This window comes from Nostoc sp., from assembly GCF_036919675.1.
In the GTDB taxonomy this organism is placed as follows: domain Bacteria; phylum Cyanobacteriota; class Cyanobacteriia; order Cyanobacteriales; family Nostocaceae; genus Nostoc.
On sequence record NZ_JBALCP010000119.1, the window covers coordinates 13,167 to 34,131 of the forward strand.

Annotated in this window: 18 protein-coding genes and 1 tRNA gene; 3 read left to right on the forward strand and 16 right to left on the reverse strand. The window is 43.4% G+C overall.

All coding sequences use genetic code 11. The features are described from left to right. Window positions 1–183: 183 nt before the first annotated feature. The 7 genes from fba to pdhA all read right to left on the reverse strand — a co-directional run bounded on the left by fba (window position 184) and on the right by pdhA (window position 7,504). The gene (fba, locus tag V7K49_RS26605) at window positions 184–1,263 is read right to left on the reverse strand and encodes a class II fructose-bisphosphate aldolase (protein WP_335208300.1); all 1,080 of its coding nucleotides are present in this window, start codon (window positions 1,261–1,263) and stop codon (window positions 184–186) included. A gap of 738 nt (window positions 1,264–2,001) precedes the next feature. Then, the gene (locus V7K49_RS26610; RefSeq protein ID WP_334874203.1) at window positions 2,002–2,550 is read right to left on the reverse strand and encodes a hypothetical protein; all 549 of its coding nucleotides are present in this window, start codon (window positions 2,548–2,550) and stop codon (window positions 2,002–2,004) included. A gap of 174 nt (window positions 2,551–2,724) precedes the next feature. Beyond that, window positions 2,725–4,323 (reverse strand): tetratricopeptide repeat protein, encoded by a 1,599-nt coding sequence (locus tag V7K49_RS26615; protein ID WP_334874201.1) that lies wholly within the window; start codon window positions 4,321–4,323, stop codon window positions 2,725–2,727. Further along, window positions 4,263–5,099 (reverse strand): RNA polymerase sigma factor, encoded by an 837-nt coding sequence (locus V7K49_RS26620; protein WP_335208301.1) that lies wholly within the window; start codon window positions 5,097–5,099, stop codon window positions 4,263–4,265. Before V7K49_RS26620 ends, V7K49_RS26615 begins: the two co-directional genes overlap by 61 nt. A 262-nt stretch (window positions 5,100–5,361) precedes the next feature. Then, window positions 5,362–5,433: transfer RNA gene (locus tag V7K49_RS26625), tRNA-Lys, on the reverse strand. A gap of 73 nt (window positions 5,434–5,506) precedes the next feature. Further along, the gene (locus tag V7K49_RS26630; RefSeq protein ID WP_334874197.1) at window positions 5,507–6,376 is read right to left on the reverse strand and encodes an aldose epimerase family protein; all 870 of its coding nucleotides are present in this window, start codon (window positions 6,374–6,376) and stop codon (window positions 5,507–5,509) included. Between the two features lie 93 nt (window positions 6,377–6,469). After that, complete coding sequence (gene pdhA / locus V7K49_RS26635) at window positions 6,470–7,504, reverse strand: pyruvate dehydrogenase (acetyl-transferring) E1 component subunit alpha (protein WP_334874196.1); 1,035 nt, start codon at window positions 7,502–7,504, stop codon at window positions 6,470–6,472. A 767-nt stretch (window positions 7,505–8,271) separates the two neighbouring features. On the opposite strand from pdhA, the gene V7K49_RS26640 reads away from it, so the two are divergent. Beyond that, window positions 8,272–10,566, forward strand: a complete 2,295-nt coding sequence (locus V7K49_RS26640) for an IMS domain-containing protein (protein ID WP_335208302.1) — start codon at window positions 8,272–8,274, stop codon at window positions 10,564–10,566. A gap of 155 nt (window positions 10,567–10,721) precedes the next feature. On the opposite strand, the gene dhaL is transcribed toward V7K49_RS26640, so the two are convergent. The 4 genes from dhaL to V7K49_RS26660 form a co-directional block, all read right to left on the reverse strand. Further along, window positions 10,722–11,363 (reverse strand): dihydroxyacetone kinase subunit DhaL, encoded by a 642-nt coding sequence (gene dhaL / locus V7K49_RS26645; protein WP_335208304.1) that lies wholly within the window; start codon window positions 11,361–11,363, stop codon window positions 10,722–10,724. 28 nt (window positions 11,364–11,391) lie between these two features. After that, the gene (dhaK, locus tag V7K49_RS26650) at window positions 11,392–12,465 is read right to left on the reverse strand and encodes a dihydroxyacetone kinase subunit DhaK (RefSeq protein WP_335208305.1); all 1,074 of its coding nucleotides are present in this window, start codon (window positions 12,463–12,465) and stop codon (window positions 11,392–11,394) included. A gap of 301 nt (window positions 12,466–12,766) precedes the next feature. Next, the gene (locus V7K49_RS26655) at window positions 12,767–13,642 is read right to left on the reverse strand and encodes an MBL fold metallo-hydrolase (protein WP_335208307.1); all 876 of its coding nucleotides are present in this window, start codon (window positions 13,640–13,642) and stop codon (window positions 12,767–12,769) included. Window positions 13,643–13,869: 227 nt separating this feature from the next. Further along, entirely contained in the window at window positions 13,870–14,631 is a 762-nt protein-coding gene (locus tag V7K49_RS26660; protein ID WP_335208309.1) for a 3'-5' exonuclease, read from the reverse strand. Between the two features lie 241 nt (window positions 14,632–14,872). Here V7K49_RS26660 and V7K49_RS26665 point away from each other — a divergent pair, with 241 nt between their 5' ends. Continuing rightward, a complete protein-coding gene (locus V7K49_RS26665) occupies window positions 14,873–16,180 on the forward strand; it encodes a pentapeptide repeat-containing protein (RefSeq protein ID WP_335208311.1) in 1,308 nt (435 codons plus the stop codon). A gap of 66 nt (window positions 16,181–16,246) precedes the next feature. Here the strand turns inward: V7K49_RS26665 and V7K49_RS26670 are convergent, their stop codons facing one another. The 4 genes from V7K49_RS26670 to V7K49_RS26685 form a co-directional block, all read right to left on the reverse strand. After that, window positions 16,247–16,468, reverse strand: coding sequence for a type II toxin-antitoxin system HicB family antitoxin (locus tag V7K49_RS26670; RefSeq protein ID WP_335208312.1), 222 nt, complete (start codon window positions 16,466–16,468; stop codon window positions 16,247–16,249). 112 nt (window positions 16,469–16,580) lie between these two features. Then, window positions 16,581–17,309: a PepSY-associated TM helix domain-containing protein gene (locus tag V7K49_RS26675; RefSeq protein ID WP_335208313.1), complete on the reverse strand. Its 729-nt coding sequence runs from the start codon at window positions 17,307–17,309 to the stop codon at window positions 16,581–16,583. A 17-nt stretch (window positions 17,310–17,326) separates the two neighbouring features. Beyond that, window positions 17,327–17,740 carry a hypothetical protein gene (locus tag V7K49_RS26680; RefSeq protein WP_335208314.1) on the reverse strand — a complete coding sequence of 138 codons (414 nt, stop codon included), beginning with the start codon at window positions 17,738–17,740 and terminating at the stop codon, window positions 17,327–17,329. A gap of 421 nt (window positions 17,741–18,161) precedes the next feature. Further along, window positions 18,162–19,019 carry an acyl-CoA desaturase gene (locus V7K49_RS26685; RefSeq protein WP_334874182.1) on the reverse strand — a complete coding sequence of 286 codons (858 nt, stop codon included), beginning with the start codon at window positions 19,017–19,019 and terminating at the stop codon, window positions 18,162–18,164. A gap of 129 nt (window positions 19,020–19,148) precedes the next feature. On the opposite strand from V7K49_RS26685, the gene V7K49_RS26690 reads away from it, so the two are divergent. Further along, on the forward strand, window positions 19,149–20,378 hold the full coding sequence (locus V7K49_RS26690) for a TetR family transcriptional regulator (RefSeq protein ID WP_335208315.1): 1,230 nt from the start codon (window positions 19,149–19,151) through the stop codon (window positions 20,376–20,378). A 137-nt stretch (window positions 20,379–20,515) separates the two neighbouring features. Here V7K49_RS26690 and V7K49_RS26695 read toward each other — a convergent pair whose 3' ends face one another. After that, a complete protein-coding gene (locus V7K49_RS26695; RefSeq protein ID WP_335208316.1) occupies window positions 20,516–20,938 on the reverse strand; it encodes a hypothetical protein in 423 nt (140 codons plus the stop codon). Window positions 20,939–20,965: the final 27 nt, after the last annotated feature.

The window sequence follows — 20,965 nt, forward strand, 5'->3', positions numbered from 1 at the left end:
CCGCTCAGGGCAAGCTCAGGACAGGTCGCTCAGTAACCAGGGGAGCAGGGGGGAAATAACCAATGCCCATTACCTGGGAATAAAACAAAAAACCGGGTAACCACCCGGTTTATGCCGATATTAAGAATCCTCAGTCTTTTAGGAGCATAGCAGCACTGTGCCCCTATTTATTCGTTGTCAAAATTAAACTTTAGCAGCTGACTTGGTAACAACGTTGAGTTCACCTTTAGCATACTTAGTAGCAAAATCTTCCAAAGAAATTTGCTTGATCTTGCTTGCGTTGCCAGCAGTACCAAATTGCTGATAGCGTTCAGTACAAACCTTCTGCATATATGTAATAGAAGGCTTGAGGAAGTGACGGGGGTCAAACTCCTCTGGTTTTTTAGCCAAAGCTTCCCGGACAGCAGCAGTAATAGCCAAACGGTTGTCGGTGTCGATGTTTACTTTACGTACACCACTCTTAATACCTTTTTGGATCTCTTCTACAGGTACACCGTAGGTTTCAGGAATTGCACCACCATACTGGTTAATCAGTGCAAGTAAATCTTCAGGTACAGAAGAAGAACCGTGCATTACCAAGTGGGTGTTAGGCAGACGGCGGTGAATTTCTTCAATGCGGCTGATTGCCAAAATTTCCCCAGTCGGCTTGCGGGTAAACTTGTAAGCACCGTGGCTAGTGCCAATGGCAACTGCCAAAGCATCTACTTGGGTTGCTTCTACGAAGTCAACAGCTTCATCGGGGTCAGTTAACAGTTGAGAGTGGTCAAGTGTACCTTCAAACCCGTGACCATCTTCAGCTTCACCAGCACCAGTTTCTAGAGAACCCAAACAACCGAGTTCACCTTCAACGCTGACACCCAAAGCATGAGCTACATTTACAACTTCGCGGGTAACATTGACGTTGTACTCGAAGCTAGCGGGGGTCTTCGCATCAGCTTCTAAAGAACCATCCATCATCACGCTGGTGAAGTTGTTCTTAATTGCTGAGTAGCAGGTAGCAGGCGCATTACCATGATCTTGGTGCATGACAATGGGAATCTGAGGATAGGTTTCTACGGCTGCCAAAATCAGGTGGCGGAGAAAGTTTTCTCCTGCATAATTACGAGCGCCGCGTGAAGCTTGCAAAATTACGGGGCTATCTGTCTCGACAGCAGCCTTCATGATCGCCTGAATCTGCTCCAAATTGTTAACGTTGAAAGCTGGGATGCCGTAACCGTTTTCAGCTGCGTGATCCAACAGCAGCCGCAGTGGTACAAGCGCCATAGATAGTCCTCCTAATGTGGTTGTCAGCTAGTCGGTGTGAAAGAAGCGTAATAATCACGCTAAATCTTAAGAGTTTTTTCAACTTATAGGAAATTATAACTAGTGTGGTGTGTCTATGTTGAAAAACTTTACGCCATAGTTACTATAAATACGCCCTATACTTGCTCTATACTACTGTACTATGCCCCATACTTGCTGTGTATTGCTGTACATTTAGCTACCCTGCAACTAGTAGTTTTGGTAGCCCGGTATCCAAAATGGTCATCTCAAAGCGATCGCTTCAACCTAAAGATACTAACTTTTGACAAATGCTGTAAGGGTGTTTTTCCCTAAATATTGCATTTGGGATTAGATTAAGCGTAGCCTACGGAATTAGCAAAATTTTATCATAAAGTGGCGATCGCACTGACTGCAATTAAAAGAGCGATCGCCCTACACGATCGCTCTTTTTACAATCAAAAATCAGTATAGTGTTGTTAACCGATCGCACTGGCAAAGGCAAAGATTAGCGATCGCTTTACATCTTCAAAGCTGTCTCAATTCAAATGCTTAACAAAGACGCGACGCCAAACAGCCCGCACTTCTCTACGAGACGCTGCGCGTAGCTTGCTTCCCCTACGGGGTACGACAAGCTCAGTGACCATCGTAGACATCGCACAGACACCTAAGAAGGTGCGTAAGCTTTCTTGCTAACGCCCCTTCCCAGATCAGGCGCTCATACTGTAATTAATCAGTCCTCTAGGAACGGCTAATACGATAGGTAAGTGTGTAGTCCCAGGTAGACCAGCCCGTACCGCTTTTTTTGGATATTACCCAGGCTCGCTCTTCATGCGAGGGTCCTGTGGAGGAAATTTCTAATTCGGTAGTACCGAGTAAATCATCTTTATCCAAAGAACCGATCCAGCTTGCCGCGGTTGTAGCTGCTGAAAGTATCGTTCCCGCAACAGCTCCTTGTGGACCTGTTGCTGCTATAGCACCTGAAATAGCACTACTAATCTTTTTAACTGTCTCACCGTACTTAGCCCAGTCTTTTGCAGCATCTTCGTCGTAAGCCTTTAGTCCGCCTTTGATGCTTTGCCCTTGTGGGATTTCGCCCTCAAATAAAACAGTTTGGTCTGGTTTGAAAGATTTCTTTTGCTTATCATTGATTTTAATCGGAGTTGTCAGAATTGCCTTGGTGGTTTGTCCTCCAACCAAACCACCGATGAGATAAAAATCGTCAGCACCGGTTACATCTTCGGTATCTCGGCAATAAACGTCAACTAATTCGACTTTTAGCTTTGTCATAAGTTTCTTGGCCTCTTGTGTTTGGTGTTGTGTTCAGAAGGGCACTCTGTTAATAAGCATCTGAATGCCTTTTTTTGTTCTTCACATCTATAAGACGTTTCCACTGGTCGATTTTGGAATTTTTCGAGTTAGAGGCGTTTTTTCTCTAAATAAATCCACCGGATAAAACCAGACTCAAGCATGAGAACCCTTCTGCACCATCGCTTGCAACCGGATCAAAGCTTCCTTAACTTCCCCACGAGCCGGATAAAACAACTGCAAATTCAAGGCACTTTGATAAGCCTTTATCGCCCCTAAAGTATCCCCCAACCCATCCAACGCTCTCCCTTTCCAGTAATCAGCTGTAGCCCAGTTAAACGACCTCAAATCCTGACTTCGCACACAAGCCTCTTCCCACCACCGCCGACTAACCCCATCATCTCCCAGCCCTCGGTAACTTTCTCCCAGCCACACCGCAGCAGGCGCAGATTGCAGATCATCTGCCGCTGCTAACAAAAACTGCCATCCTTTTTCCAAAGCCGCCACCGCTTCTTGATATTTAAGCGCTAAAGCCAACACCCGCCCATGACCAAACCAAGCATCAGCTAATTGGGGTTGAAGTTGCATTCCCTTGGCAGAGAAACTACATCCTCGTTCAATCTCTTGAAAGCTTTCCACCAGTACTCGCCCCACCGTCGCCCAAAGACTCCACCGTTCAGGAAAACGCTCAAGCATCTTTTCTAATAGAGGTTGTAATTCTTCTAGTCGCCCAGCAACAGGCAAAATCTCGCACAACGCCCGATAGATTTCACAATCATTGGGATACAAACCATAAGCTTTCAGCATCATCTCAGCCGCCGCCTGATATTCCCCCCTGTGGAACAAGCACTGTCCATAGTAATACCAACCACTTGGGTTATTCGGGTGTTGCTCGGCAAACTCTGCTAACACCCCTACCCCTTGCGCCCAATCTCCCCGATAAAGGTGATAATACGCCAGTGATTTGTAAGCTTCCGCTGCATGAGGAGCCTGTCGCAGCACAGAACCAATCAGCTTTTTAGTCTGCTTCCCTTGTTCACCGGATACCAATCTCATCCCGCAACGCTGATCTAACTGTCGTTGGAGTACCTGGAAATCATCGGGAGCTAAGGCGATAGCTCTACTCAACTTCTGCCTAGCTTCTTGAAAGTCCCCCATTATCATCAGTGCATCATAGCTGTGAATCAAAGCCACAATATCATCTGAGTTGAGTGACAAAACCCGTGAAAAGGCTCGTAAAGCCCCAATCGGATTTTCTCTCCCCTTCTGCACTTGTCCCAATGCCAACCAGTGAACTATTTTGTCAGGTTCTAGGTCAGCCGCAGAATCAAAAGCTCTGATTGCTTTTTGAGTGTCACCTTTACAGACAGCAATTAATCCGCCTATGTGGTGCTGAGTTGCTCTATTACTGGACAGTGGTAAGGCGCTCCCATATACCTCTATAGCCTCTGCCTCTCGTTTCATCATTTGTAAGATTTTCCCCAGTTGCAGCCGCACATTGAGCAATTGAGGCGATCGCTCAATCACTTGGCGATACTCTGCGATCGCCTGCTCCCAGCTTCCCATTGTGTACAGCAAATCAGCTAATTCTAATCGTTTTTTCCATCCTTGGGGATACTTCTGGATGTACTTACTTAATGTTTTTAACTTCTGATCTTGCCTAGTTGGCTTTTCGTCTAAAACCAGATGAACATTCATCTCCACCCCAGAAGGCTGGGGGAACTGTACCAAGTATGTTGCAAGGTTTCCAGACATGTAACGGTTACTTTGTAATTAATTTCTTCGATGCTTGTTGTTATCGGCACTTCCCAGTCAGATATCACCCTTTGATCAGGTTTAGGTTCCACCATCGGAACCACCCATTTGAATCGGGGTGGGAAGGAATCTAGGGAAGTGTCATCTTCCCCGGCCAGATATTTGCTTAACTGCTTTTGCAGAATAGTTCGCGCCTGTTGAACCCGTTTGTAAACGTTGTCTTCACAGAGGGCGAGTTGCTTGGCAATGTCTCTGTAAGACTTTTCTTGGCAGTAGCGAAGGATAAAAGGTTCGCGCAGTCTCGTGGGTAAGGACTCAATTCTATGGCAGAGGTATGCCCTCAGTTCATGACCAAACATTTCTGACTCAGGAGATTCAAGCCTGGAAGTAACTACTGCGTGATCTCTAAATTGAATGTCCTCAACATTTTTGATCCTTTGTGCCTCTCGTTTACGTTCTCGATGTAGATCCATGCAGAGGTTGTGGATGAGTTGGCTCAACCAAGCCCTGGGCTTGGTGATTTTATTGACATAGTTTGGCCATTGATTCCAGGCTTTGAGCATTGCCAGGCTGAACAAGTCTTCGGCATCATGACGATTACCTCCCATCCACTGTAAGCAGCGACTGTAAAGATAATCTTGATACTGCTCCCATAAGTGCCAAAAGTCGCGATCGCTCCCAGACAAACCCTGTAATCGTATTTGCTTTGCCGGTAAGTTCTTAGTTTCCAGACCTGCTAAGGAAATAAAAGCTTTTTGCTCAAAATTCACCTGCATCTGTTACTTCCAGTTGAAAAGCTCAAATTCAGTTATTCACCTTCAGCCCGCACTTAAATAACCGTAAAATCACTGAAATACACTGACAACTTAGTTAATTTCCCTTAATCGTAATCTTTCTTTTATCTTCAGCAAAAGGCGATCGCTCTTTCTCAGGTGTTTTATTCCCCAGTGCGATCGCATTCACAAAATTTCACTAACAATAAAACTCGCCTCTGCCTTCATCTCAAAAGCTTCAGCGAGTATTCCTTAAACTTTTATATGGGTCGCCCGGGATTCGAACCCGGAACTAATCGGTTAAAAGCCGAGTACTCTACCGTTGAGTTAGCGACCCGTTAATTTGCTTTTCGCAACTTTGCCATCATATCATATAAATTTATAGATTTGTAAAGGACTTTAGAAGGACTTTAGAAAAAATTCGCTGTTAACCGCACAGATGCCGTGTAGCTGCTTCCTGGTTCTAACACAGTCAGGTTTTCACCAGTGTTCAGGGAGTTACGGGGAGCGCTCCACGGTTCTAGACAGTAGAAATCTTTGCCTTTGAGCGTCCAAAACACTAAAATCGGATATTCATTGCTATAATCCAGAGTCAGTTTCAATTTGCGGCTGTTGTCTGTCACAGCGGCGGATTGACTGATTAGCTGCTTAAAGGCAACGTCAATTTCATAGCGGCTAAAGTCAAAATTACCATTGAAGGGGTGAATTTCTTTGGTTATCTGGTCTTGATAGTTTTGGGAAGGAATTTCAAACTCTAACCCAGTTTTATCAACCGTTAGAAAATAAGGATGGAAACCTGTAGAAAAGGGCAGTGATGTGGATGAGAGATTTTTATACTGCTGGCGAATTTCTAAAGTATTACCTTGAAGTTCGTAAGTAAACAGCACTTGAAAGTCAAAAGGATAAACTGCCCGTGTTTGCTCGTTGCTGTTGAGGACGAGGGTGAGGCTAACTTTATCTTGAGTAACTTGGTCAGCCACTTCCCACGGTAGCTCACGGGCAAAGCCATGTTGTTTTAGAGTATACTGCTGCCCATTGTGAGTATACGTATTATCCGGTATATTGCCGCAGATCGGAAACAAAATAGGATTTCCACCTCTGACACTCAACTCAGGATTAGCAAAGCGTTCCGTATCTAAATAGAAAATTTCTTGCCCCTGTATCCGCCAACGAGTGATGATCCCACCACGTTCTGGGACAACTTCCAGTTGAGAACCAGCGGTTTCATCTGAAAGGATGTAGGTTTTGTATTGTTGCTGTTGAACTGCAATGGTAAACACAAATTTAGTCCTGAGTTTAGGATAGTTAGGAGAGACGCGATTAATCGCGTCTGTATAGGAGTTAAGAATTGTTAACTCCTAACTCCTAACTTTTTATTCGTCTTCTGCAAACACGAAACGATATAATTCGCTGGGGTCTGGTTCGGGGCTGCTTTCGGCGAATTTAACCGCTTCGTCGATTACATCCTGAATTTTACGGTCAATAGCTTTGATTTCTTGCTCATCCGCCAGGTTTTGCTCCACCAAATAAGCTGCCAACTTCTTAATTGGATCACGGGCAAACCAAAATTCTTTCTCAGCTTTGCTTCGCATTTCATCAGGATCTGCTAAGGAGTGACCCCGGAAGCGGTAGGTAAGTGCCTCAATTAATGTTGGGCCTTCACCTGCACGGGCACGGGCTACAGCTTCTTGGGCTACGGCTCGGACTGCTAGTACATCCATGCCATCTACTTCCACGCCCACCATGTTAAATACACTGGCTTTTTTATAAATCTCTGGCTGGGAAGTGGCTCGCTCGTGAGACATCCCAATGGCCCACTTATTATTTTCGACTACAAACAGAATTGGCAGTTTCCATAGGGCTGCCATATTTAGCGTCTCGAAAAACTGACCGTTGTTAGCTGCACCGTCACCAAAAAAGCAAGCTGTCACTTGGTCAGCATTTTTATCTCCCAGTACTTCGCGGCGGTATTTGCTTTGAAAAGCCGCTCCAGCTGCCACAGGAATTCCCTCAGCCACAAAAGCATAGCCACCCAGCAAGCGATGTTCGGCAGAAAACATATGCATGGAACCACCGCGCCCTTTGCTGCAACCTGTGGCTTTACCAAATAATTCTGCCATTACCTCTTTTGCTGGTACTCCCGCACTCAGAGCATGAACGTGGTCGCGGTAGGTACTGCAAACGAAATCTTCACCCGGTCGCATTGACTGCACAACCCCACTGCAAACGGCTTCTTGACCGTTGTACAAATGGACAAAACCAAACATTTTGCCCCTATAGTACATTTCAGCGCACTTGTCTTCAAATAAGCGCCCTAACACCATGTCCTCATACAACCGTAACCCTTCTTCCTTAGTAATGTGCGTAGTAGCAGGATTAAATGTGGGTAAAGTACGCTCTTGAACCATTATTTTTGAGTATCCCTGTTGTACAACTTAAAGTTACAGTCTTAAAATAAGTTGGTCTGATAACACCTCAACTTTTAACAGGCTAGCGTTTCCAAGACTCAACAATCAAACTTTATTTATGCACCAAAAAAGGGTCTTAGGGAATAGCTGAATTTTTAATTTTTGATTTTTAAGTTTTCAGCCCATGCCCCGTGAGGATTTGACTCTAACGACAATATCTGTCGCTTTGGGTTTTCTCTCTCACGATTGCCCTTTATAGACTAGCAATCAAGATAGGCTGCTTTCTGCATATTCATTAACAATTTAAAAAAAAGGAAGTAAAAGTCTATATATCCAAATAGGTAATTGTAATTGAAGGTTAATTATGATATGATTTTTTTCTCCTGTTATCAGAGTCAAACTCCCAATATTGGTATTTTTGTTACCACCTACTGGGAAAGTCCCAAAAAAATCAATCATCAATAGATTCTTGCAACCACAACATTTTTGCCGTGATTAAAAGCGGTAGTTGTGGTTTGTGGTATCGAAGGCTGATAATAGTCGTGTTAAACAAAAATACTAAGAATTAAGACAAACAATTGAGGCTTTCTAGGCGAAAGCAAAAAATTAGTACTAGAATGTGACTCAAAATTTCGGGAAGGTACAAAACAAGTTGTTGCAATATACACTTGTAGAGTAAATTCTATACGGCATTTTTATGGCACAGTTTTACAGGCCTGGAAAGCTCTAGGTGAATTATGTTGATCACGGTGCAGGGGAAGTAGGCTGTGCGAATTCCGCTAGATTACTACCGAATTTTAGGACTACCGTTGGCGGCAAGTGATGAACAATTGCGGCAGGCATACAGCGATCGCATTGTACAATTGCCACGACGTGAGTATTCTCAGGCAGCAATTTCTTCTCGTAAACAACTCATAGAAGAAGCTTACGTGGTTTTATCAGATCCAAAAGAACGCAGTATCTACGATCAGCTTTATCTTGCCCACGCTTATGACCCTGATAACCTTGCTGCTGCCGCAGTAGCACTGGAAAATCGCACAGAGAGCCACAAAAGAGGTATTAACACCCAGAGTCTGGGCATCGAAATTCCCCAAGACGAATTAGTTGGCGCTTTATTAATTTTGCAAGAGTTGGGGGAATACGAACTTGTATTGAAACTAGGTCGTCCGTACCTGGTAAATAAAAATGGTGCTACAAGTGCAAGAAAAGGCAATAATTTAGCAGACGAAGAAATACACGAAAGTGCTGAACATCCAGATGTTGTTCTCACTGTTGCCCTTGCTTGTCTAGAATTAGGTCGTGAACAGTGGCAGCAAGGTCACTATGAAAATGCCGCCATATCCCTAGAAACTGGTCAAGAACTGCTAGCACGCGAAGGGTTGTTCTCTAGTGTACAGGCAGAAATTCAGGCAGATCTTTACAAATTGCGACCATATCGAATTTTGGAGTTGCTGGCACTACCTCAAGAGAAGACTGCCGAACGACGCCAAGGCTTGGAATTATTGCAAAATCTTTTAGAAGATCGTGGCGGCATTGATGGCACGAGCAATGATGAATCTGGTTTAAATATAGACGACTTTCTGCGATTTATCCAGCAGTTACGCAACCACTTAACAGTCGCAGAGCAGCACAAGTTATTTGAAGCCCAAAGCAAACGTCCTTCTGCTGTTGCCACTTACTTAGCTGTTTATGCCTTGATAGCACGGGGGTTTGCTCAACGGCAACCCGCTTTAATTCGTCAAGCAAGGCAAATGCTCATGCGCCTGGGCAAACGCCAAGATGTACATTTAGAGCAGTCGCTATGTGCATTACTCTTGGGACAAACTGAAGAAGCAACTCGTGTTTTAGAACTTAGTCAGGAGTACGAAGCTTTAGCTTTTATTCGGGAAAAATCTCAAGACTCTCCAGATTTGTTACCGGGGCTGTGTCTATATGCAGAACAGTGGTTGCAACACGAAGTATTTCCCCATTTTCGAGATTTAGTAAACCAGCAAGCTTTCCTAAAAGATTACTTTGCTAACCAACAGGTGCAAGCTTATTTAGAAGCACTGCCAACTGATGCAGAAACAACTAATGAATGGGCTGTAATTAACCCCCAGTATTTTCCCCAGTTCCAGACAAATAATCCCGATTTCCCCAACAATTCAACTAGGACTTCAGGGCAATTTAATCACAGCAGAACACCTGACCCAGATTTGCCAGAAACACCAACAAAACAAACACCCGAATATTCAAATTTATTACCACCCATGTGGAATTCATTTGGGAGTGTAAAATCAGATGTTCCTACTGCCGAACGGATGAGCAGAAATACTAATCAGCATTTGAATGGTTCAGCTAAGACTGCTGCACCTGGTCATAACCAAAAGCGTAGAAGGAGAAAACCGACTCCATCTGCTAGCCGAGAGCGTGTACCAGATAATCGTCCTCAGTCTCGTCGTCCTCGGCGGCGGAGAACTTTTGCTAACACCATAGAAGGGAAAACACGGTTGGTATGGAGAGTGTTTATTTCTTTGGTGAGTATATTAGTTTTCTGGGTGTTAGCCACAACAACTTTTGGATGGTTAAAAAATCTATTTTTTCCGACACCATCTGTGCGTGACTCACAGTTGTTTATACAAATAAATCAACCACCAATAGCCATTCCTGATCCAAATAGTAAACCACAAGCACTAGATGGTTCTATAACAGATGCAACGGCAGAGGAAGTTATTCGGACTTGGCTATCTACTAAAGCCGCAGCTTTAGGGCCCAATCATGAGATTAATAATTTAGAGCAGATTTTAACTGGTTCAGCTTTATCTCAATGGCGGCTGATTGCTCAACAGGATAGGTCAGACAACCGCTACCGCAAGTACGACCATAGTCTGAAGGTGGAATCTGTAGAGAAAATTGATTTATTTGCAGATCGTGCCGCAGTGGAAGCTACGGTTAAGGAAGCGACACAGCTATATGAAAATGGTCAGTTTCAAAACTCTTCTAATGATAAATTGCGAGTTCGGTATGATTTGATTCGAGAACGAGGTAAATGGCGTATCCAGAGTATATCTGTTGTCAATTAGATAAGTTGGAATTTTTAGGCGATGTCTACGATAAGCTCGCTTAGTACGAAGTGGGCGGTTCCAATCCTCCAGGAAGAGTGATTCTCATTCCTGAATTCTTCAATCGCTCTGACTCTGAAACTGATACCCACCCGAGAACCGCAATAAATTTCAACTCAAAATTTCCCAGAACTTTCTAACACCCCTAACAAACTTTTCAACATCAAATAAGTAGAAGTTCCTCCCGGATCTTGATGTCCAATACTCCTCTCGCCGAGATAACTAGCCCGTCCCTTTTTCGCCTGCATTGGTATAGTTTCCTGCAACCCCCTTTGGGCTGCTACTACAGCTTGTTGCATAGCTTCCACCGTCTGCTTACTTTCCCCTACAGCCTGCCCAAAAGCCGCCACAGCCGGAGATAGCACATCCACCATTGTTTTGTCTCCTAGTTGCGCTTTGCCACGTTGCAGCACGCCGTCTAAGCCTGCTTGGAGTAGCTCTAACACATCTTGTACTGTTAATTCTTGCTTATCTACTACTGCTGTACTGGCTCGTAAAAACCAAGTGCCATAAAGAGGGCCACTTGCACCGCCAATGGAAGAAATCAACGTCATACTCACAGCTTTGAAAATGTTGCTGATGTCCTTATCTGTAAGAGTTGGTAACTGAGCGATCGCCTTTTTGAAGCCACGATCCATATTGATCCCGTGGTCAGCATCTCCGATCGCAGCATCTAATTCTGTCAAATATGCTTTATTCTGCTCTATCTCGGTTGCAAACGCCTGCAACCATTCTAATATCTGCGCCTGACTCACCATATCAACCTAATTCATAAATCGTAATTAGTTAAATTCCCCAGCGCCAACTCGGCGTTTTTACTGGTGCATCCCATAGCCGGATCATCTCATCATCTAACTTCAGCAGGGTAATGGAGCAACCTTGCATTTCTAGAGATGTGATGTAAGGGCCTATCAAGTTTCGCACAATTTGCAATCCTTGCTGTTCGCAGATTTGGGCGAGTTTGCGGTAAACAATATACAGTTCAGAAATGGGAGTTCCACCCATACTATTGACGAAAGCTAACAGGCGATCGCCTTTTGCAAATGGGAGATTTATTAGTTCTATATCTACCCATTCTCCCTTGTTTTCATCCCACTCACGCAGTGTGCGGCTGTATGCTGTATCTTCAATCAGCGATCGCGTCAAAATTTCGGTGATTTCGTCTACTGATTTGATGGCTGTGCGTTCTATTCCTGGCTCTCCGTGGATACCGATACCTAATTCAATTTCGCGATCGCCCAATTCAAATGTCGGCGTTCCATTAGCGGGGACTGTACAAGATGTTAGAGCAATTCCCATACTCCGCCCATTCATATTTACTCGGCGACATAAATTTGCTATTTGTGGCAAATCATACCCAATCTCAGCCGCTGCGCCACAAATTTTTTCTGCCAGTATTGTTGTTCCCACACCCCGGCGTCCTTGGGTATAGAGGCTATCCTTCACTGCCACATCGTCATCAATCAAAATATTTAGCACTCGAATGCCCTCACCACGGGCTAACTCCGTTGCCATCTCAAAGTTCATCACATCGCCGCTGTAATTGTTGACGATATAAAGGATACCAGAGCCTGCATCTACCCGTTTGGCTGCTTCTAGCATTTGGTCAGGAGTAGGTGATGTAAAAACCTCTCCAGGACAAGCTGCATCAAGCATTCCTTTGCCCACGAAGCCAGCGTGCATTGGTTCATGTCCACTGCCGCCACCAGAAATAATTGCTACTTTACCCTGTATAGATGGGTCAGCTCGATAGACAAAAACGGGATCATAATTGAGTTTAATTAAATCGGAATGAGCCGCTGCCATACCTTCTAAACTTTCCCGCACAAAGTCTTCCGGCTTGTTAATCAGCTTTTTCATAATCCGTGTTTGGTTAAAAGGGTGCTAAAACCCAGGTTATAGCGCTTCTCGTTTGTATGCAATACAGTCTGACCTCACTTCTATTTCTCTCTCCTAAAAGGAGGAGCCACTGCGTTGGGCGGCTCTGCCGACTTGTTCGCGCAGCGTCTCCCGTTCTCCCAAAGGGAGAGGCTAGCGCCAAGGGAGAAGCATGTGGCGTCAGAGACTTTGAATTTTCCCCCTTCCCGAAACGGGAAGGGGGTTAGGGGGTTAGGTTTTTCGTGGGCTTTTTCAGATAACCAAATAATTATGAATTATTCGGTCAATTCAAAGATTCCATCAACTCAATACACTTGTGCATCTGCTGACGCATGGTTTCCCGATCAGCATGAAACCTTCGCCCATGACCTGGTAGCACCCACTCAAAAGAGTAATTAGCCAAGTTACGCATTGATTTAGTCTGTTCTGACCAAGAATACCAGCAGAAATCGCGGAATGCAGCCAGTTGGTGCAAGCTTTCTGACCAAGCGAGATGGTCGCCAGTGAACAGAAACTTATTTTTGTAGAGTAGAACAGTTTGTCCTTTGGTGTGACCGGGAACTGGGATAATTAATAAATCTGGAGTCAAAGTAAATGGTTCAAAACCAGTTAGCTGTATTTCCACACTGCGAGTACCCGCAGTAATATCATCAGTATGAAGGATGCGATCGCACTGAAAATGCTCGGCAAACTTTTGATGATCTGCCACATCATCCTTATGAGTTAGGTACATATAACGAATTCCCCCCATCTCTTCTAAACGCTTAACTAAAGGCGGTGTAAAGCGGGGAGAATCCACCAAAATGTTACCTTCTGGAAGTTGAATTAAATAGCTAGCAGCACCGTAAGATTTTTCAGAATGATAGCCGCAGTTGTAAACATTTTCCGCTACTAATATTGGAAACTGTTGTTGAGCAACTTTGATATCTTTTGGTTTTTCAACTGTGCCAATAGAACTAGTAGGACATGCCAAAAGTGCTTCAAGTGCTGCTAATCTTTCTGCATCATTCGTTGGTTGATGATAAACCGCCGACTGTTCATCAACACGAGAAAACACTTCAGGAGTCATCCAGCGACAGGTATCACAATCAATACAGGTAGTATCTACATAAAAATCGCCGTTGACATTTTGGGAGCGACGTTGATTTAAATGAGCCATATTAATCCTTTTGCTTCCAGCCGCTTACCGGGGAGCGATAAACTCTATATCACTACGCTAGCAAAAACGGACTGAGACTGTAGACTCCTGAAGGATAGATACAGGCTATCTAAAGCAAGACAGCCTATCTGGACTTACAGTTAAAGATTGATCACACCTTTAGTCAACGGCTGGGATACCATAGGCGCAATCACTTTATTTGAGGAAATACATGAACTTTGCCTAGATTACTGACAAAATTCAATTGGGCTTACCATAAAAGGAAGTTGTTTGGTATCATCCACAGCCATTTTCCTCACCCAATTCTTAAGTTCAGGAATCCATTTAAAACCTGCCTTTTTTGCAAGTTCCCTATTGTCATAGGTTACAAGAGCTTTAAACCAAGCTTTGGGTCTTAACGCCATTTGAAACATGGCGTTCAGGTTCTCCATCCGATCAAAAAGATATGCGATCAATTGACAGTCTGTTAATGCCCTATGATTCCCAAAAATACCAACATCATGCGCTGCTGCTAATTCAATAAGAGATTGACCAGATCGGATTTGACGAGGCCATTCAAATTCAGTACAGGTACAAACCCAATGAAGTGGTTCATTTTTAGAGTTCAACAAAACAGGTAGCAGACTCTTCCCACTATTTGAAGAACCAAACCACTTCTGATCAAACTCAGCATTGTGTGCCACAATAACTTGTGCCTTCTTTGCCATCTCAGTTATCATCCATACACTTTCAGCCGCTTGTTCTTCTGTTATTTCCATTAATGGTGCTGGCTTAATCCGGTTTATATGCTCTGCCGGATTATTCTGTGCTGGGAGAAGAGTTGAATATTGTTTGATGGTGGTTTGATGTTTCACCGAATACAGAATAGCTGCTATCTCTATAACCTGCCCTGTCTTAACGTCTAAGCCTGTGGTTTCTGTATCAAGGATTAGAACCTGATCGGGTGTAGGAAACTGAGCATTGGATGAAACGAAGGAATTTTGGGTCATAATAGGAAGTAGAAATAAATAATTGAAAACATGCCTACCAAGTTGAAAGCTTGGGGGCATTTTTTTTGGCTTTTTGCAGCCGAATATATACAGATTACTTTGCCGATGTTACTTTGTCAACACTAGCGTGACTACTCTATTGAAACTTACCTACTAGAAAGTGGCATTACTATCCACTAGCGTTATAATTTTCATAGACTTCTTGATTAAGTTTTAAGTAGTGAATAGAGTATTTGTATTTATGAGAAAAATAAAAATTTGCTGTAAGTTAAAAGATTTTATGGAAAAACGGCATTTATCCCAGTACCAACTAGCTAAAGAAACTAAAATTAGCGTTAATGCCATTGGCAGGCTTTACAAGGAGGAGTTTGACCGAATTGACTGTAACACGGCTGCGGCTTTGTGCGACTACTTCCACTGTGACTTAGGCGAATTGTTTTCACTTGTGGGTGGCTCCTCAGCACGAGTAAAAGAGGATGAAATTCTACAAAAATATCAGGCTGGAGAGAGAGATTTTTCTGGAGTAGACCTGACAGAGGCAAATCTCAGTAGTGTAAACTTAAGCGGCGTAAACCTAACTAGAGCTATTCTTACTAGAGCTGTCCTACAAAAGGCTGATTTGAGCAAGGCAAATTTGGATCAAGCAGACTTGGGACAAGCAGATATGGAAGGGGTAAACCTAAATTCTGCGAGCCTAAGAGCAGCAAACCTTAGTTCAGCTAAACTAGTTTCTGCAAACCTTATTTATGCCGAACTGACTGAGGCTGATCTCAGCGAGACTGACCTAGAGCAAGCAGATATAAGATGGGCAAACCTCAGTAGAGCAATCTTAAAAGGAGCAAAATTAAATCATACAAATATAGTCAGAGCTAATTTAAGACAAGCAGACTTGACGAATGCCAAACTCAGGAAGGCAAATCTGAGTTGGGTAGACTTACGTGAAGTCAAGCTTATCAATGCTGATCTTAGTGATGCAACGCTAGAAGGTGGCAGCCTAACTGATACTGATCTCAGTAGAATCAATCTTAATAGAGCCGATCTTAATCAGGCTGATCTTAGCAGAGCGAACCTCAACAATGCTGACCTTATTAATGCCAATCTAACTAGAGTAAATCTCAATGGAGCTAATCTTAGCCAAGCTAACCTAACTCAAGCCAATCTTAGTCAAGCCAAGTTCAAAGATACTGATGTAAGTAATATCATTTTGACTGGTGCTAATTTGAGCGACACAAACTTGAGCGGCTTTAACCTGAATAGCATTAATTTAAGTGGGGCTAATTTAAGAGGTACTAATCTCAGTAATGCTTCTCTAAAGGGTACGAACCTTAGTCACGTCAAATTCGATGATACAGATATGAAGTATGCTGACTTAACTGACGCTGACCTTACTGGGACTGAACTTTATGGTAATGACCAGCATGGTGTAATGCAGATGAAGGCGGACATAAGGGGAACAATATCACCTTCAGGAGATGTTTACAATGATGATATGAGTAATGGTATGGACTATGAGCGCAGTCCTGAAGACAAGTTATCTGAACATTTCTAGTTGTTAGGCTTCAATTGATTTTTGCTGAGAGAGTGATTGCAATAATTTTTGATCAAGTTTTGATAATTAGGTAACTTCGTCATCAAGTATCGGTAGAGTATGACCCAAACGCAATCCTAGTACAATCCATTCTTCAAGAGGATCTTGCAAATCCTCCCGGCAAGCTTCTAGTGTTGCAGCATTTGCCCACACTCCTTGACATTCTGGAATTTCGCCATAAAAAATCCCATCCTCAAGCAACTCGTAGGTTGCTTTGTGCATTGCTGTACGAATGTAATTTGTCAACATTTATATTTTTTACAACTTCATTCAGCTTTTTAATCAATTTGGTTATAATTGAAATTTTGCTTTTAATCGCAAATACGCCAAACTCTAATTATTATGTATATTTTTTAATTTCTTAAAATGCGATCGGTTGAAAAACGGGATCGGGTGGAATCGGTGTCAGAGTAGCAGCATATATAAGAGGTTTGGTGAAGTCGTAAAAATTCCAGCAAAAGCCTGTAAAGGCAATCATAGTCAGAAAAACAGCTGTAACAATTCCAGCTACTTTGTGAAGGTCAAAGTTGACACGTTTAATATGGGCATTCCACTTAATTTTAAAACCAGCCATCAGCCTATTCCAACCAGGCCAGAGAATAATTCCAGTAATACAAAGAATAAACAGCAACAAACCAACAATCCCGACGATGATTGTGCCGATATCACCTGCAAGTAGTTGGTAGTGAAGTTTAAATATCAACCCAAATAAAGTATTTTCCGACTGACGCGCACCCATAATCTTACCTGTGTAAGGATTGACAAAAACTTCGGTACGTTTGTCATCAGGAGATTGCAGAAAGACGCGATCAAGGGTGTGAGAGTCGGGCAGGGAATTAATACCCAACAGTTTCAGATCGGGTTGTGAAGTATAAGCTGTTTTGACAGTTTCCAGTACGGATTCTAAGGGAAGGCGCTGTTCTTGGGGAATCACCTGTCCAAACTGTTGACTGATCAGGAATTGGTTGATTTCCTTTTCAAATACCAGCATACTTCCAGTGAAGCCAATGATAATCAGCACCAGTCCAACGATTAAGCCGAGGTAGCGGTGTAAGTAAAATGTCAGATCGCGTATTTGTTTAGATTTCATGGCAAATACTCTTAAAATTACTCAAAATTAAAATTCAACATCACTACCAGTCCTACGACTAAGCTGAGGTAGCGATGTCGTTGGAATGCCAGATTGCGGAGTATTTTTGTATTCATGGAAGTCTGTAAAATAATCTCCACACCCTTAGGGGTGGAATTTGTCTTGACTCCCATTACTTGCACTACTTCAGGAGTTGGCAGTGTTTCTGCTGTTGGTGACTGCACTCTTGTTTGAGCGTTGGTGATCGTTGGTTCTACTTCCCCTAGTCGTGGAATCTCTCTAATCATCCTGGAATTGAGTAGTACTTTAGTGAACGCAGATTCATTTTGTATCTGTTGAGAGAATACTTTCTGAGCAGTTGCACTTCTGGCAACGCAAAACCAAATAGAGCTTGTGACCAAAAGAATCTTTAATATTTGCTTCAATACCATTTGCCACCCCTACACCTACTCTCTACTTGCTATTATTCTTAACAAAGCGGCAACTATTTACTGCTTTGTTAAGAATAATAATCAACTGCTTAAAAATAAACATTACAGGAGATGACTAAATAATTGCAAATAATTGTCATAATTTATTTACAAAAAGAGATGACATCCAGCAGGATTTTACTTTTACAGCTATAATTTTGGTTACCTTTTTGTTTAAGTTAATTGAAATCTATCTTAAAAGTTAGAACTTACGTACACTCTACGATTCTCGGCGTTCTTCTCTAATGAGACGTTCCGCGTTGGTGATTCTGATAAATTAAGCTTTTTGGCAATTTTTGCGTAAGTCCTATACTAATAAAAATTAGTAAGCCGACTGCGGGAAGCAATCGGCATAACAAATTCATGGTAATTTAGTTGCAATTTAGCCGTGAGTTGCACCTTGAGGGGGACGCGAGACAACCTTTTTGGCTAAACCCAAAGTCTGCAAAACTAGGATGCTCCACCAAGTAACATCAATTTCCCACCAAGACAACCCAGATTTTGCCATGTGGGGATAAGTATGATGGTTGTTGTGCCATCCTTCTCCATAGGTAACGATGGATACCCACCAAAGATTACGAGCGCCATCATTGGCATCAAAGGTGCGATAACCCCACAGGTGTGATGCTGAGTTCACAAACCAGGTTGAGTGCCAAAGCAAGACACACCTGACAAACACTCCGTAAATCACAAAAGACCATCCTCCTAAGGCATAGAGCAGCAGCCCGAAGGGTATTTGCAACAGCAAAAAGTAGCGATCCAGCCAGCAATAAAAGGGTTGTCTTGCTAGATCAGGGGCATATTTTTTATAGGTGTCATAGTCAAAAAATTCTGGACGTGGGTAGAAAATCCACAGGATATGGCTCCACCAAAATCCTCTTTGAGCAGAGTAGGGGTCTAAATTGATATCTTCGGTGTGGGCGTGATGCTGGCGGTGTCCACCCACCCAAAAAATTGGCCCGCCTTGCATAGCCAGCGCTCCAATCAGGGCGATCGCATACTCTAACCACTTAGGAACCTGGAAACTCCGATGGCTCAGTAGTCGGTGATATCCCAGGCAAATACCAATACTCCCGAATAACCAGTGCAGAAACACTAGCAAACCTAATGCTGGCCAGGAGAAAAACCAAGGAGCCAGAAGTGCTAAAGCATGAAATGCAGCAAAAAATACTACATTTGTCCAACTGAGTCGAGGTGAGTTGCCTCTCTCAGGGGCGATGGCCCCAAAATTTGCGGTCATAAAAATTCCTGTTGATGGATGATAAAGCGATTTGCTTGTCACCCGGAGGGGAGAGTAAAGCAAGTATCACTTACATTTGTTATGCTAGCAGAACTCTGATATCCGTGCAAGTGCCACTTGCATTTCTCTATGTCATCTCAACTCATTTCCACTCGTCAACGCCTGATTCAAGCTGCACTTGAGTTGTTTTCTGCTCAGGGAGTTAGCGCTACCACAACCCGCCAAATTGCTGAAAAAGCCGAAGTCAACGAAGTGACTCTATTTCGGAATTTTGGCAATAAGCATGGACTGCTTTTAGCTGTGCTGGAAGAGTCCGCAGCCTTCAAGGATTTAGGTGAGTCCCTAGTGCGGCGGGCAACGCCTCCCGGCAATGTCTACCAAGCTCTAAAAGATTATGCAAGTGATAGCTTACATGCATTAGAACGAGTGCCAGAGTTCGTGCGGTCTGTGGTCGGTGAAGCCGACCAATTCCCAGCAGAAAATCGCCGCGCACTAGGCAGGGGAGTAACAGAAGCAAACCGCTATGTAGCCCAGTATTTAGCTACTGTAATCCAGCAAGGACACCTAAATACCTATTTACCCGCAGAAAAATTAGCTAGTTTGCTAAATGGGATGATCTTGGGATATGCCGTAATTGAGTTTACCAGCGAATTTCACGAACTTTGGGAGGATCGGGATGATTTTCTGGAAAATTTGGTGGAGTTGTTTTTACATGGAGCCATGTCATCTTCAGCGGAATCAGCAACAAACTCCTTACAAGGAGGCTTCCCTACCACAGAAGTAGCTGATTTACCAGCTAGTTTAGTTCATGAAATTCTGCAACAAGCTAGAAAATGGGGAGTACGAGATTATGCCTTGGCTTATGTGTTATTTGGGGCTGGATTATCTGCCACAGAAATAATTAGCTTAGAGCGATCGCACCAAATCTATGATCCTCAAGGGCACTTCCTGCAAATCACAATCCCAGGACTTGTTCGTCAAGTACCTGTGAATCAGTGGATTCTGGGCAAACGCTATGGCTCTTTCACCAATAATCCCTTAATCAAATTGCTGAAAAGTCGTAAAGATGCTCAAACAGCCATGTTTTTGAATGAAATAGGCAAACCGCTCTCTGAATCAGAGCTTCAGACACGTTGGCAAGTATGGAGTGAGGGACTGTTAACTCCCCAAGCACAAAGGCCAGCTGTAGCTCAGGCACAACAAACCTGGCGCGTAGAAATGTTAATGCGGGGGATCACCTTAGAAAACCTGAGTATTTTAACAAGTTGCGATCGCGCCCAATTACAACCCTATGCCCGCCGAGCCAGAGAAAAAGCCGCCTTAGAGCAAGCAACTCGTTTGGATCATAAGCCAGGATAGGGAGTGGGGATGAGGGAGATGGGGAGATAAGGAGAATAACGGGAACTTAAACAAAACTGAAGAAGAAAAATAGGAAAGCGATCGCCCCATTTGTAACTAGATAAAGGAGCAATCATCAGCATGATGCAGTTAAACGATTAAGGTAATACAACAGGGGCTTCTCTACCATTGTTGTTTGCACTATTCAAGAGTGTAGCTGTACTATCGGATGGGGATTGGGTGTTGCTCAAACGGCGTGATAAATTTTTGCGTTGCTTGCCTCCCGCCTGGACATATTGCAAACTGTCTTTACCATAATGAGTAGCCACACTCATTAACATCTTTTCAGAATAGCCGCGCAATTCTTCTTCAGTGAGAGAAAGGCGACCTGTCATTTCATCCAAGGTAGATAGTAAAGTGTTGTAGGTTGATAGCTGAGTTTGCAAAGTTAGGATGCGGCTGTCGTAGTCTGTCAAACTCAATCCGTTGCCAAATTCTAGCGTAGAGCTAATTGATCGCATTCCTGCAATTCGACGGAGAGCTTTTTCGAGAGTAGGTGAACTGCGTTTTAGTCGTGCCATGAAATGCGCTCCTGAAGGAGGTTATAG

Excerpts from the sequence above, each read along its gene's own strand:
- V7K49_RS26685 (WP_334874182.1), bottom strand. The coding sequence starts at position 19,019 with ATGACCGCAAATTTTGGGGCCATCGCCCCTGAGAGAGGCAACTCACCT.
- V7K49_RS26615 (WP_334874201.1), bottom strand. The coding sequence starts at position 4,323 with ATGTCTGGAAACCTTGCAACATACTTGGTACAGTTCCCCCAGCCTTCT.
- dhaL (WP_335208304.1), bottom strand. The coding sequence starts at position 11,363 with ATGGTGAGTCAGGCGCAGATATTAGAATGGTTGCAGGCGTTTGCAACC.
- V7K49_RS26610 (WP_334874203.1), bottom strand. The coding sequence starts at position 2,550 with ATGACAAAGCTAAAAGTCGAATTAGTTGACGTTTATTGCCGAGATACC.
- V7K49_RS26665 (WP_335208311.1), top strand. The coding sequence starts at position 14,873 with ATGAGAAAAATAAAAATTTGCTGTAAGTTAAAAGATTTTATGGAAAAA.
- V7K49_RS26675 (WP_335208313.1), bottom strand. The coding sequence starts at position 17,309 with ATGAAATCTAAACAAATACGCGATCTGACATTTTACTTACACCGCTAC.
- V7K49_RS26655 (WP_335208307.1), bottom strand. The coding sequence starts at position 13,642 with ATGGCTCATTTAAATCAACGTCGCTCCCAAAATGTCAACGGCGATTTT.
- pdhA (WP_334874196.1), bottom strand. The coding sequence starts at position 7,504 with ATGGTTCAAGAGCGTACTTTACCCACATTTAATCCTGCTACTACGCAC.
- V7K49_RS26680 (WP_335208314.1), bottom strand. The coding sequence starts at position 17,740 with ATGGTATTGAAGCAAATATTAAAGATTCTTTTGGTCACAAGCTCTATT.
- fba (WP_335208300.1), bottom strand. The coding sequence starts at position 1,263 with ATGGCGCTTGTACCACTGCGGCTGCTGTTGGATCACGCAGCTGAAAAC.
- V7K49_RS26670 (WP_335208312.1), bottom strand. The coding sequence starts at position 16,468 with ATGTTGACAAATTACATTCGTACAGCAATGCACAAAGCAACCTACGAG.
- V7K49_RS26660 (WP_335208309.1), bottom strand. The coding sequence starts at position 14,631 with ATGACCCAAAATTCCTTCGTTTCATCCAATGCTCAGTTTCCTACACCC.
- V7K49_RS26690 (WP_335208315.1), top strand. The coding sequence starts at position 19,149 with ATGTCATCTCAACTCATTTCCACTCGTCAACGCCTGATTCAAGCTGCA.
- V7K49_RS26695 (WP_335208316.1), bottom strand. The coding sequence starts at position 20,938 with ATGGCACGACTAAAACGCAGTTCACCTACTCTCGAAAAAGCTCTCCGT.
- V7K49_RS26620 (WP_335208301.1), bottom strand. The coding sequence starts at position 5,099 with ATGCAGGTGAATTTTGAGCAAAAAGCTTTTATTTCCTTAGCAGGTCTG.
- dhaK (WP_335208305.1), bottom strand. The coding sequence starts at position 12,465 with ATGAAAAAGCTGATTAACAAGCCGGAAGACTTTGTGCGGGAAAGTTTA.